This window comes from Runella sp., assembly GCF_965279615.1.
In the GTDB taxonomy this organism is placed as follows: Bacteria; Bacteroidota; Bacteroidia; order Cytophagales; family Spirosomataceae; genus Runella.
In genome coordinates this window covers 4,908,920-4,925,707 of record NZ_OZ257252.1, presented here as the reverse complement: position 1 = coordinate 4,925,707, position 16,788 = coordinate 4,908,920, and the positions used below count along the sequence as shown (strand labels likewise).

Annotated in this window: 7 protein-coding genes; all 7 read left to right on the top strand. The window is 43.0% G+C overall.

Features of this window, described 5'->3' with window-relative positions:
* Nucleotides 1-108 precede the first annotated feature (108 nt).
* The 7 genes from ACQY73_RS20885 (at nt 109) to ACQY73_RS20855 (ending at nt 16,787) form a co-directional block, all read left to right on the top strand.
* Complete coding sequence (locus tag ACQY73_RS20885) at nt 109-2,754, top strand: ABC transporter permease (protein ID WP_428654533.1); 2,646 nt, start codon at nt 109-111, stop codon at nt 2,752-2,754.
* 84 nt (nt 2,755-2,838) lie between these two features.
* Nucleotides 2,839-5,454, top strand: a complete 2,616-nt coding sequence (locus ACQY73_RS20880) for an ABC transporter permease (RefSeq protein ID WP_428654531.1) — start codon at nt 2,839-2,841, stop codon at nt 5,452-5,454.
* A 96-nt stretch (nt 5,455-5,550) separates the two neighbouring features.
* Entirely contained in the window at nt 5,551-8,157 is a 2,607-nt protein-coding gene (locus tag ACQY73_RS20875; RefSeq protein WP_428654529.1) for an ABC transporter permease, read from the top strand.
* A 499-nt stretch (nt 8,158-8,656) separates the two neighbouring features.
* A complete protein-coding gene (locus tag ACQY73_RS20870) occupies nt 8,657-8,986 on the top strand; it encodes a PadR family transcriptional regulator (protein WP_428654526.1) in 330 nt (109 codons plus the stop codon).
* 3 nt (nt 8,987-8,989) lie between these two features.
* Complete coding sequence (locus ACQY73_RS20865) at nt 8,990-11,659, top strand: FtsX-like permease family protein (protein WP_428654523.1); 2,670 nt, start codon at nt 8,990-8,992, stop codon at nt 11,657-11,659.
* Between the two features lie 7 nt (nt 11,660-11,666).
* Nucleotides 11,667-14,303: an ABC transporter permease gene (locus tag ACQY73_RS20860; protein WP_428654520.1), complete on the top strand. Its 2,637-nt coding sequence runs from the start codon at nt 11,667-11,669 to the stop codon at nt 14,301-14,303.
* A gap of 108 nt (nt 14,304-14,411) precedes the next feature.
* The gene (locus tag ACQY73_RS20855; protein ID WP_428654518.1) at nt 14,412-16,787 is read left to right on the top strand and encodes an ABC transporter permease; all 2,376 of its coding nucleotides are present in this window, start codon (nt 14,412-14,414) and stop codon (nt 16,785-16,787) included.
* The last annotated feature ends 1 nt before the right edge of the window (nt 16,788 follow it).

Sequence of the window (16,788 nt, the reverse complement as noted above, 5' to 3'; positions counted from 1 at the left end):
TTTTAGGTAGAGAATTTGAAAACAAAGTAAGGTGAAAAGGATAAACAGTGTCGCCACGCTCCGACCGTTGCGAACCCCGTTTCTCCCTTACATCTCTAACTGATAATTATGAACCCTCAAATTAAACCGCCGCGCTGGGCCACTAAGCTTCTAAGTTGGTGGGCCAACCCCAACACACGGGAAGAAGTACAGGGCGACTTGCTCGAACTGTATGTTTACTGGGTGCAGACGATAGGGAAACGAAAAGCAGATTGGCGCTATGCACTCAGTGCGCTCAAATTATTGCGGCCTTTGGCCAAACGAAAAAACGATTATCCAACAACTTACTTATTCAGCCCAAACATGATACGCAACTATTTCAAGATCGCCTTTCGTAATCTATTGAAACACAAAGGTTACTCCTTCATCAACATTTTCGGTCTGGCGACCGGTATGGCCGTGGCGATGCTCATTGGTTTATGGGTGTGGGATGAATTGAATTTTAATAAATACCACAAAAATTATGAACGGATAGGACAAATTCGCTCTATTTATACGGAGCCAACGACCGGTGTAAGCGAAGGCAGTCCATTTATGCAAATTCCGATGGGAACTGCATTGAAAGAGAATTATAATCATCTGTTTAAGAAGGTTTTAATTTCTTGGGGCGTAGGTGAATATACGTTGAAACTTGACGAGAAAAACCTGAATAGAAGAGGCCATTTTGTGGAGCCCGGTATATTGGAAATGCTTTCGTTAAAAATGCTCAAAGGAAGTTATGAAAGCTTAAAAGACCCGTATTCTATTGTCCTGTCAAAATCATCGGCGGAAGCTCTGTTTGGCAGCGCCGACCCAATCAACCAACCCCTTAAAATTGACAATAAGATTGATGTAAAAGTAACCGGTGTCTATGAAGATATCCCTAAGAATTCACGTTTTGGCGAAGTGCAATTCTTTTCTCCCTGGGATTTATGGGTATCGTCCAATGAATGGGTAAAAGCAAATGTAAACTCCTGGAATAACACTTCGTTTGGTATCTATGTGGAGCTTCAACCTACTGTCAGTTTAGAAACTGCACAGGCCGGTCTTAACGATTTTTATGCAAAAAATACGCCCAAAGACTTCTTTAAATTGATAGAAAGCGGTAAGCCTCAACTATTTGTACATCCGATGGACCAATGGCATTTGTATTCGGATTTTACCGATGGCAGACCTACCGGCGGACGTATCACCTTTGTCTGGTTGTTTGGTATTATCGGTGCTTTTGTACTCTTATTGGCTTCTATCAACTTCATGAATTTAAGTACGGCTCGGTCTGAAAAACGAGCGAAAGAGGTAGGTATCCGTAAAGCGGTCGGCTCCCTGCGCACGCAGTTGATTGGGCAGTTTTTCAGTGAATCCTTTTTAGTAGTGATACTGGCATTTTTTATTTCCTGCCTATTCATAGTCATCTCCTTAAGTTGGTTCAACGGGTTAGCCGATAAAGCCATTGCCTTCCCATTCACTGATTTGTATTTCTGGGCAAGCAGTTTGGCTTTTATCTCACTAACCGCTATTCTGACAGGCATTTACCCCGCTTTGTATTTGTCTTCTTTTCAACCTCTTAAAGTATTAAAGGGCACATTTAAAGCAGGTCGCTTTGCCGCTGTTCCGCGCAAAGCATTGGTGGTAGTTCAATTTACGGTTTCCGTCATGATGATTATCGGAACCATGGTGGTTTATCAGCAAATTCAGTACGCTAAAAATCGCCCGGTTGGTTATAACAAAGAGGGACTGATAACGCTCAACTTAAATGACCCTAATTATGAAGGCAAGTTTGATTTACTAAAAAGCGAATTGATGAATTCAGGAGCAGTCGCAAACGTTGCGCTTTCCAATAGCCCATTGACCGCTATATCGAATAGTGGCGGAGGGTATACATGGAAAGGAAAAGCCCCCGAAACACCTTCGGGTTTTAATAAAGTCAAGGTTACAGCTGATTTTGGAAAGACAATTGACTGGAAAATAATAGCAGGACGGGATTTTTTAAATGACTACAAAACCGATTCGGCGGGAATAATCTTGAATGAAGCGGCTGCAAAATACATCGGTTTGGACAATCCCATAGGTGAATACATTAAAACAGAAGATGGACGATTTACCTGGCAGATTGTGGGCGTTACGAAAGACATGGTGATTCAGTCACCGTATGAGCCAATCAGTGGTACGTTTTACTTTTTAGATTTCAATAAAGCTTCAAATCAAATGACCATAAGAATCAAATCTACCGTTGGATTTGCCAATGCCTTACCCAAAATAGAGGCGGTATTCAAAAAACTGGTTCCTTCGGCTTCATTTGATTACAAATTTGTGGACGAAGAATATGCTAACAAGTTCAGTCAGGAACAACGGATTGGTACATTGGCCACCGTCTTTGCCATTCTCGCCATTTTTATTTCATGCCTCGGTTTATTTGGATTGGCATCGTTCGTGGCCGAGCAGCGTACCAAAGAAATCGGCGTTCGTAAAGTACTGGGCGCTTCAGTCACTAATTTGTGGCAATTGCTCTCTAAAGATTTTGTGGTGTTGGTTATCATTTCATGCTTTATCGCCGCTCCTATCGCTTACTATTTCATGAGTGAATGGTTGCAGAAATATACCTATCGAACCGAGATTTCATGGTGGGTTTTTGCAGCGGCAGGCGTCGGAGCGTTGTCTATTACTTTATTGACGGTGAGTTTTCAAGCCATCAAAGCGGCACTGATGAACCCGGTGAAGAGTTTACGAAGCGAATAAGGCCCCGCCACGTAGAGACGCCATATCGACGGACCGAAACCATAGAGACGCAAAATTTTGCGTCTCTACATAAATCAGAAATCTATGACTGATAGGCAACCACCCCGAAGCGTTGGGCCGCGCTGGGCTAGCGCTTTACTAAATTGGTTGGGCGACCCCAACACTTCAGAAGAAGTGGAAGGTGATTTATTGGAATTATACTCGCATTGGGTGCAAACCGTCGGCCGAAGAAAGGCTGATTGGAAATACATTTTCAACGTCATCAAACTGTTACGTCCTTTTGCCAAAGACAAACGAGCCATTTATCCCAAAACCTACATATACAGCCCCAATATGATACGCAATTATTTTAAGATCGCTTTTCGTAATCTGTTGAAACACAAAGGTTACTCGTTTATCAACATCTTCGGTTTGGCTACGGGAATGGCTGTGGCGATGTTGATCGGTTTGTGGATGTACGATGAACTGTCGTATAACAAATACCACAAAAACTATGACCACATCGCGCAAGTGATGGAAAACCAGAACATCAGCGATGGAATTGCCACCTTTGAATCCTTGCCGATGCCGCTCGCCGATGAACTTCGCACTGCTTACGGAAGCGATTTCAAAAATGTAGCGGCAACGATGACATTTGAGCAGATCATTGGACAGGACGATAAGCTATTTACCAAAATCGGTTGTTTTTCAGACCCGCAATTACCCGAACTTCTATCCTTGGAAATGGTAAAAGGAACTCAAACGGCGTTGAAAAACCCTAATGCCATTCTGCTGAGTGAATCAATGGCGCAAGCTATTTTTGGCGACACTAACCCCATTAACAAGCCGATAAAGCTTAATAATTCTTTTTTACAACAGGTAGCAGGCGTCTACAAAGACATTCCAAAGAACAGCCGTTTTAATAATCTGAATTTCATTGCTCCGATCAATTTACTTTTCCCGGAGGGGGTACCCGCCGACAGTTGGTTCAGCAGTTCGTTTCAAATTTACGTTCAACTGCATTCAAACGCTAACCTGAGTTCCATCAACAACAGGATAAAAAATACTGTCTATGCGCATACAAAAGATGCATCAAAACCTGCTCTTTTCTTATTTCCGATGGAGCAATGGTATCTGTACGGCACCTTTAAAAACGGCATGAGCATTGGTGGACGCATTGAATTTGTATGGATGTTTGGTATCATCGGCATTTTCGTACTGCTGTTGGCGTGTATTAATTTTATGAATTTGAGCACGGCCAGAAGTGAAAAACGAGCCAAAGAAGTCGGCATTCGTAAAGCCATTGGTTCGGTTCGCGGTCAACTGATTGCGCAGTTTTTTAGTGAGTCATTTCTGATCGTGGCATTTGCTTTTGTATTGTCGATCAGTTTGGTTCTGCTTATTCTTCCTGCTTTTAACGAGGTGGCGGATAAAGAAATGGCTTTTCTGTGGGCCAATCCTTTCTTTTGGCTTTTGGGCATCGGCTTTACCTTGCTTACGGGCATCGTGGCGGGAAGTTACCCGGCCTTTTATCTATCTTCGTTTCAACCGGTCAAAGTACTCAAAGGCACCTTCAAAGTAGGGCGTTTTGCGTCGGTGCCGCGTAAAGTGTTATTAGTCTTACAATTTACCGTTTCTGTTACATTGATCATCGGTACGATTGTCGTTTTTAGACAGATTCAATTTGCCAAAAATCGCCCCGTTGGATATAGTCGAGACGGTTTACTCATGATTCCTCTCACTACTCCGGAAATCCACACGCATTTTCGAGCCTTCCGGGATGATTTACTACGAACCAATATGGTGACTGAAGTAGCGGAGACGTCAAGCCCCATGACGGGCATTTGGTCATCAGCCAATAATTTGGACTGGAAAGGAAAAGATCCGAACATACAGGCGCTTTTTGGGACCATTTCGGTCAATCCGGAATATGGCAAAGTTGTGGATTGGAAAATAAAAGAAGGTCGAAATTTCTCTTCCAATTTTTCAACGGACTCCTCCGCGTTCATTTTTAACGAAGCTGCCATCAAACAAATGGGGCTTAAAAATCCCGTGGGAGAAATCGTCAAATGGCACGGCAAAAACTGGAAAGTCATCGGAGTAATCAAAGACATGGTCATGAAATCACCCTTCGAACCCATTCTCCCAACCGTTTTCATGATAGATGACCGAGAACGGCCTTTCAACGTTGTTGACATTAAAATAAAACCGCAAGCCTCAAGCAGCGAAGCATTAGCTAAAATCGAAACTATCTTTAAAAAATACGCTCCCACCACGCCTTTCGACTACAAATTTGCCGATCAGGAATATGAAAACAAGTTTCGTTCCGAAGAACGTATCGGCCAACTGGCCGGCTTCTTTTCGGCCCTCGCTATTTTCATTTCTTGCCTTGGGCTTTTCGGGTTGGCATCGTTTGTGGCCGAACAGCGTACCAAAGAGATTGGCGTACGGAAAGTGTTGGGCGCATCGGTCTTGAATCTATGGGGGCTGCTTTCCGGAGACTTTGTGGTGTTGGTCATTATTTCCTGCGGTATCGCGGCGCCCATCGCCTACTATTTTATGGAGAAATGGATCCAAAAATATGAGTATCGTACAGACATTTCGTGGTGGATCTTTGTGGGTACGGCCATCTTGGCCGTTAGCATTACCTTGATCACGGTCAGTTTTCAATCCATCAAAGCTGCCTTGATGAATCCGGTGAAAAGCTTACGATCTGAATAATGTCACTATAGAGACGCCGAAGCGTCGGACTACGCGTCAGCGGACTGCGCGTCAGCGGACCGAAAATGGTGTGTCTCTACTTTCAAATGATAAACCATGAAACGGAATCAACCGCCGCGCTGGGCAGACCAATTATTGGAATGGTGGGCAGACCCCAACACTTTGGAAGAAGTGCAGGGTGATTTACAGGAATTGTACACTTATTGGGTACAAACTGTCGGTGAGCGAAAAGCAGATTGGCGTTATGCGCTCAATGCACTTAAATTATTGAGGCCTTTGGCAAAACGAAAAAACAATTATCCAACAACCTATATCTACAGCCCGACCATGCTACGCAACTATTTTAAAATCGCTTTTCGTAACCTGTTGAAACACAAAGGCTACTCATTTATCAACATTTTTGGATTGGCTACAGGAATGGCCGTCGCCATTTTGATTGGCTTATGGATTTGGGATGAATTATCAGTCAATAAAAACTACCAAAACTATGACCGCATCGCTAAAGTGATGCAAAATCAGACCTTCAACGGGGAAATTCAAACGGCGCCTAATGTGCCTATGCAGTTGGCGCCTGAACTGCAAACTGTTTATGGCAACAATTTTAAACATGTAGTAATTTCCGGCTTTCCGGGACAACACCTGTTATCGTTTGGCGAAAAAAAAATCAAGCAAAGCGGCAATTACATGGGGCCGGAAGTTACCGAAATGCTTTCGCTGAAAATGCTGAAAGGAACACGCGCCGGACTGAATGATCCCAACTCCATTTTGCTTTCCGAATCCGTCAGCAAGGACATTTTTGGCGATGCCGACCCAATGGATAAAATCATAAAAATTGATAATAAACAGGATGTGAAGGTAACGGGTGTTTATAAAGACCTGCCTTATAACTCCTCATTCAATAATTTATCCTTCATTGCTCCGTGGGATTTGATGGCGAAAGATCTCCCAAAATGGCTTTCCTGGGGCAACAACTGGTTTCAAATGTTTGCCCAAATAGCGGATAATACTACTGCGGAAAAGGTTTCGTCAAAAATAAAGAAAGCAAAACAAAACAATATCAGTCAGGAGGAGGCCAAATACAAACCTGAAATTTTCCTGCTTCCTATGGCTCAATGGCATTTGTACTCAGAATTTAAAAACGGTGTAAATACAGGCGGACGCATCGAATTTGTGTGGCTTTTCGGCATCATTGGCGCCTTCGTGCTGCTGTTGGCGTGCATTAATTTTATGAATTTGAGCACCGCAAGAAGTGAGAAACGAGCCAAAGAAGTCGGTATTCGTAAGGCTGTAGGTTCCGTAAAAGGACAGTTGGTCATGCAGTTTTTTGGCGAATCGCTGTTGGTAGTGATTTTTGCTTTTATCCTGTCTTTGCTTTTGGTACAACTCAGCCTTCCGTTCTTTAATAATGTGGTAGACAAAAAAATAACCATTCTGTGGCTCAATCCTTTCTTTTGGCTCACGAGCATTGGTTTCATCCTCTTTACAGGTCTGGTTGCGGGTAGTTATCCTGCCCTTTATCTGTCTTCTTTCAAGCCCATCAAAGTATTGAAAGGGACATTTAAACTGGGGCGTTTTGCTTCCGCTCCGCGCAAAGTGTTGGTGGTTTTGCAATTTACCGTTTCGGTTAGTTTGATCATAGGAACAGTGGTTGTTTTCCGCCAAATACAATTTGCCAAAGATCGCCCCATCGGCTACAATCGCAACCGACTCCTCACCTCTTCCATTAAAACGGATGAAATAATTAAGCATTATTCCACCTTTCGCGACGACTTACTAACTACCGGAGCGGTAGAAGAAATGACGGCTACCGATAGTCCGATTACCGATACGTATGTCACCAACGGTGGTTTTACCTGGAAAGGAAAAGACCCTAATATGGCGGAAGAGTTTGTTACACTGCGTATTACGCACGAATTTGGAAAGACCATAAACTGGCAGTTAAAAGAAGGCCGCGATTTTTCGAAACAATTTTCCACCGATACCGCCGGCTTTATCCTGAACGAAGCGGCCGTAAAATACATGGGTTTAAAAAATCCGATCAACGAGATCATCAAATGGGGCGATTCCGAGCAATACAAGGTAATCGGGGTGGTTAAAAATTTGGTAACCCAATCGCCTTATGATCCCGCCAAACAAACCATTTTTTTTCTCAATTACAAGAGGATAAATCAGGTAACGATCAAATTGAAACCGCAGATAAGCGCAAGCGACGCAGTGGCGAAAATTGAAGCAGTATTCAAAAAATACGACCCCGAAAATCCTTTCGAATACCGTTTTGCCGATCAGGAATTTGATAAAAAATTCAGCAACGAAGAACGTATCGGCAAACTGGCGACTTTCTTTGCTACGCTGGCCATTCTCATTTCCTGCCTTGGATTGTTTGGATTGGCGTCGTTTGTGGCTGAGCAACGTACCAAAGAAATCGGCGTGCGGAAAGTGCTGGGCGCTACGGTGCTTAATCTTTGGGGATTGCTTTCGAAAGATTTTGTCGGCTTAGTCATTATTTCTTTTTTGATTTCCAGTCCGATTGCCTATTATTTTCTCAGCAATTGGCTCGAAAAATACGAGTATCGTACCCAAATCTCTTGGTGGATTTTTGCTGCATCGGGAACAGGTGCTTTGCTGATCACTTTAATGACTGTCAGTTTTCAATCTATCAAAGCGGCGCTTATGAATCCCGTGAAGAGTTTGCGAAGCGAATAAAAAGCAAATTTGTGGGGTAGCCACTACGTGGCATAATAAGGGGCTTGCTTTGGAATATCAATTTCTACAAATAGGTAGCCGCTACGCGGCATAATAGGGGGTTTGCTGTGGAATATTAATTTCTACAAATAGGTAGCCGCTACGCGGCATAATAAAGACCTTGCTGTGTAATATCAATTTCTACAAATAGGTAGCCACTACGTGGCATAATAAAGACCTTGCTGTGAAATATCAATTTCTACAAATAGGTAGCCACTACGCGACAAGAATTGATTTTCTATGCCGCGTAGCGGCTACCTATTTGTAGACACAAAAATCGTTTTTTCCTGCATTGCCACATCGTGGCTACCCGATAGGTTACGCCTGTTCATCAACGGACAGTTCTGTACGATTTCGGACATCTACTATTCCTTTATTCTTCGTTTTCAGCCTGTTTTAATGATGGCATAGTTATTTGTTTAGCAAATAATAATGAAATAGAAAATCTCTGAAATTAAGCATGGGCCGATCTTATTTAGGCGAATTTGAAGAACTGGTTTTACTCTCCGTTGCTGTGTTGGAAGACACAGCGTATGGCGTGACGATTGCCGCCGAACTCAAACAACGCACCAACAACCGTCTTATCAATCTGAGCGGGGTACATATCGCTTTGTACCGCCTGGAAGAAAAAGGATTTGTATGCTCGGAACTGGGAGGAGCTACGGCCGAACGCGGCGGGCGCAGAAAGCGTTTATTCAGCATCACGGCTTTAGGGAAAAGAACCTTGGCCGAAATGCGTCAAATTCGGAATGAACTCTGGGATGCTATTCCTAACCCTTCCCTTTCCTGAGCCATGGCAAAGCATCACATTCCCCCGCATTGGGCCGACCGGCTGTTAGCTTTGTTTTGTCCACCTGCTTTATTGGAAGAACTGCTGGGCGACCTCCACGAGCAATTTGTACTTCAATCCGAAGAGTTGGGTGAGCGAAAAGCCCGGTTGTTTTATCTGTTTGAAGTACTGCGCTTTTGCCGCCCTTATTATCTGAAACGACGATTCTCATCACAGCCCGATACTCATTATTCAACCTCTTACACATACAGCCCCTCTATGATACGCAACTATTTTAAAATCGCCCGGAGAAATCTACTTAAAAACAAAATGTATGGTTTTATCAACGTTGGTGGACTGGCAGTAGGAATGTCAGTTGCTATGTTGATTGGGCTATGGGTTTGGGATGAAGTCAGTTACGACCATTCATTTAATAACTATGACAAAATTGCCATGGTGCGCAATCGTTTTACAAGGCCGGTATCACAAGAAACCGGAAGTAGCAGTAGTTTAGCTCAACCGGTTTCAAAAATCCTGAAAACCAACTATGCTCACCTGTTTAAACACGTGTCGCTATTACCTTGGGAAGGCGGCTACTCTGTAAAAGCCGGTGAAAAAATAATCACGAAAACGGGGCAATTTCTTGAAAATGGAGCCATTGATATGTTTTCATTAAAAATGCTCGTCGGCAATACAGAAAGTTTGACCGATATTCAGTCTATCATTGTTTCTGAATCTACTGCCAAAGCGCTTTTTGGCAATCAGAATGCGATTAATCAGGTTATTAAGCTCAACAATAAAATAGATGGCAAAATTACAGGGGTTTATGCTGATTTTCCCAAAAACTCTACCCTTGGAGACATTGGGTTTATTGGAAATTTTGAAAACCTCAGAGCTAATAATGAAGGATACAGAGTTAATGCAGACAACTGGGGTAATTCTTCACTACGACTTTTGGTTCAATTGGCTGATAATGTAAGCTTAGAACAAGCCAACGCTACAATACGTGATTTGTATTTAAAGGATTCACCTGATGAAATAAAAGCTGATGCTAAAAAATATAAAAGCACTATATGGCTTTACCCGATGAGTCAATGGTATCTCTATTCCGAATTTAAAAACGGATTTCCAACTAATGGACGTATTCAGTTTGTTTGGCTTTTTGGTATTGTTGGCATTTTTGTTTTACTGCTGGCCTGTATCAATTTCATGAATTTATCCACTGCCAGAAGCGAAAAAAGAGCCAAAGAAGTAGGTATTCGCAAGGCAATCGGTTCTCAAAAAATGCAACTGATCAACCAATTTATGAGCGAATCATTTTTGGTGGTTTTTCTGGCGTTTGTACTTTCTCTACTATTTGTTTTTATTTCGCTTGCACCTTTCAACGAATTAGCTGATAAAACGATTGAGCTGCCTTTGAGAAATGTATACTTTTGGTTGGCAAGCGTCTCTTTCTTGTTAATAACAGCTTTGTTATCAGGCCTTTATCCATCTTTTTATCTTTCATCGTTTCAGCCGATAAAAGTATTGAAAGGTACCATCAGATTGGGAAAATATGCTGCTGTTCCACGAAAAGTGTTAGTAGTAGTTCAGTTTACGGTTTCCGTAATTTTGATTATTGGCACCGTGATCGTATTTCAGCAAATTAAACATGCACAAAATCGTCCTGTAGGCTACAATCGTTCCAGTTTGCTACGTATCTCAATGGATGACCCTAATTTCTCTAATAAAAAGGAAGTACTCCGAACCGAATTGCTTGCCAGCGGTGCTGTAAGTGATGTTGCCTTTTCCGACATGCCTGTTACGGCTATTTGGGGTAATTGGGGTGGGTTTCGTTGGAAAGGTAAAAATCCCGAATCAGAGTCTTCGTTTTCGGTAAGCTGGATAAATGAAGATTTCGGTAAAACCATCGGTTGGAAAGTAATACAGGGACGCGATTATTCAAAAGAGTATGCTACAGATTCGACGGCTGTAATTATCAACGAATCGGCGGCAAAATACTTAGGATTAAAAAATCCGGTTGGAGAATTTATTACGCATGAAGAATCGGGCCAAAATCGACAAATTATAGGTGTAGTAAGTGATTTGGTAGCTGATTCGCCTTATGAGCCTGTAAAAATCGGGTTTTACTGGTTAGAGAAAAACCTGAATAATCTGAGTCAATTACAATTAAAAATCAGCCCAAATCTATCGGCCGGTGAAGCTTTGGCAAAAATTGAGGCGGTTCAGAAAAAACTGATCCCGTCGGCTCCTTTTCAATACAATTTTGTGGACGATGAATACGGTAAAAAATTTAGCTCCGAGCAGCGTATAGGCAAACTGGCCGCCATTTTCGCCGTACTCGCCATTTTTATTTCCTGTTTAGGGCTTTTTGGCATGGCGAGTTTTGTCGCCGAACAACGTACCAAGGAAATTGGTATCCGCAAGGTGCTTGGTGCAAGTGTTGTAAACCTTTGGCAAATGTTGTCGAAAGACTTTGTGTTATTGATACTGCTTTCATGCCTTATTGCTTCGCCGATAGCCTATTATTATTTAAACAATTGGCTCACAAATTATAAGTATCACATTGAGATTTCGTGGTGGATTTTTGCAATTTCTGCTTTGGGAGCGTTGGGAATTACGCTATTAACGGTGAGTTTCCAAGCCATCAAAGCCGCTTTGATGAATCCCGTAAAAAGTTTGAAATCAGAATAAAGGAGCCATGCCACACCAACCACCCGCTTGGCTTGACGCCTTGGTCCAATGGTTTCTCCCCCCGGAGCTTCGCGAAGAGCTGTTGGGAGACCTCCATGAACAATTTGCTCTTCAATCCGAAGAGTTGGGAGAGCGAAAAGCCCGGTTGTTTTATCTGTTTGAAGTACTGCGCTTTTGCCGCCCTTATTATCTGAAACGACGAATCAGCTCACAATCCGATACTCATTATTCAACCTCTTATTCATACAGCCCCTCTATGATACGCAACTATTTTAAAATCGCTTTTCGTAACCTGCTGAAACACAAAGGCTACTCTTTCATTAACATCTTTGGTCTGGCTACGGGAATGGCCGTGGCGATGATGATCGGGTTGTGGGTTTGGGATGAATTATCCTATGACAAATACCACAAAAATTACGACCGCATTGCTAAAGTGATGCAGAACGGAACGTTTAACGGAGAGTTTGGAGCAGGAGGGCATATGCCGCTTCCGTTGGGAAATGAACTGCGTACTGTTTACGGCACTGATTTTACGCATGTGATCTTGTCTTCCTGGACTCGTGAACATATTTTGGCCTACGGCGACAAGAAATTTACCAAAATGGGCAATTATCTCAGCCCCGAAGCGCCCAATATGTTTTCATTGAATATGCTGAAAGGTACTCGAGCCGGTTTAAAAGACCCTAATTCTATTTTATTGTCTGAATCCGTAGCGTTGGCGCTTTTCGGAGATACTGACCCCATTGGCAAAATCATGAAGATCGACAATAGGCTGAACGTAAAAGTGACGGGCATTTATGAAGATTTGCCTTACAATACCGATTTTAGAGACATGACCTTCATTGCACCGTGGGATTTGTATGTTTCGTCAGAATCTTGGGTAAAGCGCGCGCAAGACAACGCCGAATGGAACAATAACTCTTGGCAAATGCTGGCTCAGATTGCGCCCAATAGTGATTTTAAGACAATCAATGAAAAAATCAAAGGCGTAAAAATAAAGCACGTTCCGGAAGTAGCCGTTTTTAAAAATGAGATCTTTCTCCACCCAATGAGTCAATGGCACTTGTACACGGGCTGGGATAAAACGGGTAAACCGGACGGGCGCATTCAGTATGTCTGGTTGTTTGCCATCATTGGCGTATTCGTGCTGCTGTTGGCGTGCATTAATTTTATGAACCTCTCCACCGCACGCTCGGAGAAACGCGCCAAAGAAGTAGGAATTCGCAAAGCAGTTGGCTCCGTTCGCGCCCAACTCATTAGCCAATTTTTCAGTGAGTCGCTGTTGGTGGTAACGTTTGCCTTTGTGTTATCCTTACTTTTGGTTCTTCTTATGCTTCCCCTTTTCAACGAAGTGGCTGACAAGAAACTGTCACTGCTTTGGACAAATCCTGTTTTCTGGCTCGCGGGAATTGGCTTTAGCCTGATTACGGGTTTGATCGCGGGCAGCTACCCGGCATTTTATCTATCGTCTTTCCAACCCGTAAAAGTATTGAAAGGCACCTTCCGTGTGGGACGTTTTGCGTCGGTTCCCCGAAAAGTATTGGTTGTGGTTCAGTTTACCGTTTCCGTAACGCTTATCATCGGAACTACCATTGTTTTCCGTCAAATCCAGTACGCCAAAAATCGCCCAATTGGTTATGATCGTAACGGACTGATTACAGTTACTATGAATACCCCCGAACTATACAGAAATTACAATACACTCAGAGATGCTCTTTTAGCAAGCGACGGAGCCATAGAAATGTCTACTTCTTCTGCGCCGGCTACTAATCTAAACTCCCAAAACGGCGGCTTTGACTGGGAGGGGAAAGACCCCAATTTTAAAGACAGCTTCGGGACCATTGCCGTCACGCATGATTTTGGCAAAACCGTCGGTTGGCAATTTGTGCAGGGAAGAGATTTCTCCCGTAAATTCTCCACTGACTCGTCGGGAATGGTTCTCAATGAAACGGCCGTTCGTTATATGGGATTGAAAAATCCGGTAGGCAAAATCATGAAATGGAACGGAAAGCCTTTTCAAATTGTGGGCGTTGTAAAGGATATGGTCATGGGTTCTCCTTTTGAACCCGTCTACCAAACCGTTTTCATGATGGACTACAATTGGGCGGGTGTTATCAATATCAAATTAAATCCTGCATTGAGCGCCGGCGAATCGCTGAAAAAAATAGAAGCGGTATTTCAAAAATTCAATCCGGGAAGTCCTTTCGACTATAAATTCTCCGATCAGGAATACGAACGCAAGTTTCTGGCCGAAGAGCGGATTGGTCAGCTCGCGAGCATTTTTGCGGCATTGGCTATCTTCATTTCGTGTTTAGGCTTATTTGGTTTAGCCTCTTTTGTGGCTGAGCAGCGCACCAAAGAGATCGGTATTCGCAAAGTGCTTGGTGCTACCGTTCCTAATCTTTGGGGATTATTGTCCAAAGATTTTGTACTGCTGGTTATTATTTCCTGCCTTATTTCTGCGCCGATTGCGTGGTATTTTCTCAGCGATTGGCTAAAAAAATACGAATACCGCACCGAGATTTCATGGTGGATTTTTGTATTGGCCGGCGCAGGCGCTTTGATTATCACTTTATTAACCGTAAGTTTTCAGGCCATTAAAGCGGCCTTGATGAATCCGGTGAAATCATTGAAATCGGAGTAACTGTAGGGGCAGGCCTCGCGTCTGCCCGTTTGCCTCCGCTCAAATCAACATTTTCGACGTAACCGGGCAGACGCAAGGCCTGCCCTTGCACATCAACAAAAAAACAAAATGATGCTACGCAATTATTTCAAAATCGCCTTTCGTAATTTATTGAAACACAAGGTTTATTCGCTCATTAACATCAGCAGTTTGGCGGCCGGAATGACCGTAACTATGTTGATCGGACTTTGGATCTATGATGAATTGTCTTTTGACAAGTACCATAAGAACTACGACCAAATTGCGCAGGTGGGTTTTACCAATAACATGAACGGCGAAGTAAATACGTGGCCTTATCTTCCTGTCGCGTTGGCCCAGGAACTTCGTACCAATTACGCCGGTGATTTCAAATATGCCGTCATGTCGTCTTTTAATCGGGCTCATGTGTTGGCGTATGGTGATACCAAATTCATAAAATCGGGTTTTTTTATTGAGCCGGAGGCAACGGAAATGTTCACGTTGAAAATGCTCAAAGGCAATCGCGAAGGTTTGAAAGAACCTGCTTCAATTCTGCTTTCTGAATCGGTTGCCAAGGCTTACTTCGGAAGCGAAGACCCTATCAACAAAATCATGAAGTTAGACAATGAGCATGATGTAAAAATCACGGGCGTTTATGAAGATCTCCCTGCCAATTCCACCTTTGCCGAAGTAAGTTTTCTGGTGCCTTGGGCGCTGCAACCTTGGTTAAAAGACGAGCAGAATAATTGGAACGGAAATTCTTCCCAAGTTTTTGTGCAATTGGCCAATAATGCCACTATTACTTCCGCTTCCGCACGCATAAAACCTATTTTATTGAATAAGATCAGCAAGGCTGAAACGCAATCCAATCCCGAATTGCTGTTGGTTCCAATGAAAAAATGGCACTTACACCAAACCTTTAAAAATGGCGTGATCGCAGGCGGAAATGCCGAAAATGTGTGGCTTTTCGGCATTATCGGCGTGTTTGTGTTGCTGCTGGCCTGTATCAATTTTATGAATTTGAGTACGGCTCGCTCCGAAAAACGCGCCAAAGAAGTGGGAATTCGCAAAGCCGTTGGTTCGCTGCGTAGGCAGTTGATTGCTCAGTTTTTTGGAGAATCGTTGTTTGTAGTAGTGTTTGCTTTTGCGTTCTCGCTTTTGTTGATTCAGCTCATTTTGCCTTTTTTCAATGAAATTGCCAATAAAGAAGTTTCTGTTTTATGGACAAATCCGCTGTTTTGGTTCATTGGAATTGGTTTTTGTCTGCTTACAGCATTCGTTGCAGGGAGCTATCCTGCGCTTTATTTATCTTCATTCCAACCGGTAAAAGTTTTAAAAGGTACTATGCGGGCAGGGCGTTTTGCAACCATTCCCCGCAAGGCGTTAGTAGTTGTGCAGTTTACAGTTTCCATCACATTGATCATCGGCACCATCGTCGTTTTCCATCAGGTGCAATTTGCCCAAGATCGCCAAATCGGTTACAACCGCGAAGGATTGCTCATGGTCGAAATGATCAGTCAGGATATTCACCAACATTTTGATGTGGTTAAAGATGAACTGATAAAATCCGGTGCAGTAACCGAAATGGCCGAGTCAGAAATGCCCGCCACTAAGGTGTTGTGGACAGGTCAAAATTTTGATTGGAAAGGCAAAGACCCGAATCTATCTGTGAATTTTCCTGTTCCCGGCGTGTCGTATGGCTACGGAAAAACGGTTGGTTGGCAGTTTATGGAAGGTCGGGATTTTTCCAAATTATTTCCTTCGGATTCGTCTGCGCTCATCTTGAACGAGACTGCCGCCAAATTTATGAATCTAAAAAACCCTATCGGCCAAATCATTCGTTGGGATAAAAAAGAGTTCACCGTCATTGGAGTCATCAAAGACATGATCATGGAGTCTCCTTATGTTTCGGCACGGCCTTCCGTCTTTTTTATCAATCCAAATTATGCAAGCGTTGCCAATCTCAAATTAAATCCGGCGGTGAATCCTAAAGAAGCACTGAGCAAAATCGAAACGGTCTTTAAGAAATACAATCCGACCGAACCGTTCAACTATAAATTTGTGGATGAAGAGTTTGACAAAAAGTTTGCTACCGAAGTACGTATCGGTACGTTGGCTACTTTCTTTGCCGTTTTGGCTATTCTCATTTCCTGCCTTGGTTTATTTGGGCTCGCCACTTTTACAGCCGAGCAGCGCACCAAAGAAATTGGCATTCGCAAAGTGTTGGGCGCCTCGGTCTTGAATTTATGGCAAATGCTTTCCAAAGATTTTGTGTTATTAGTCATTATTTCCTGCCTGATAGCCATACCGATGGCCAACTATTTCCTGAACAATTGGCTTCAAAAATATGAATACCACACCGAAATTTCTTGGTGGATTTTTGCCGTGTCAGGTATTGGAGCTTTATCAATTACTTTATTGACAGTAAGTTATCAAACCATAAAAGCAGCATTGATGAATCCCGTGAAGTCGTTGAAATCGGAGTAAA

Bases quoted from the DNA above. Each gene is read 5' to 3' on its own strand.
- ACQY73_RS20855 (WP_428654518.1), top strand. From the start codon at position 14,412: ATGATGCTACGCAATTATTTCAAAATCGCCTTTCGTAATTTATTGAAA.
- ACQY73_RS20865 (WP_428654523.1), top strand. From the start codon at position 8,990: ATGGCAAAGCATCACATTCCCCCGCATTGGGCCGACCGGCTGTTAGCT.
- ACQY73_RS20875 (WP_428654529.1), top strand. From the start codon at position 5,551: ATGAAACGGAATCAACCGCCGCGCTGGGCAGACCAATTATTGGAATGG.
- ACQY73_RS20860 (WP_428654520.1), top strand. From the start codon at position 11,667: ATGCCACACCAACCACCCGCTTGGCTTGACGCCTTGGTCCAATGGTTT.
- ACQY73_RS20870 (WP_428654526.1), top strand. From the start codon at position 8,657: ATGGGCCGATCTTATTTAGGCGAATTTGAAGAACTGGTTTTACTCTCC.
- ACQY73_RS20880 (WP_428654531.1), top strand. From the start codon at position 2,839: ATGACTGATAGGCAACCACCCCGAAGCGTTGGGCCGCGCTGGGCTAGC.
- ACQY73_RS20885 (WP_428654533.1), top strand. From the start codon at position 109: ATGAACCCTCAAATTAAACCGCCGCGCTGGGCCACTAAGCTTCTAAGT.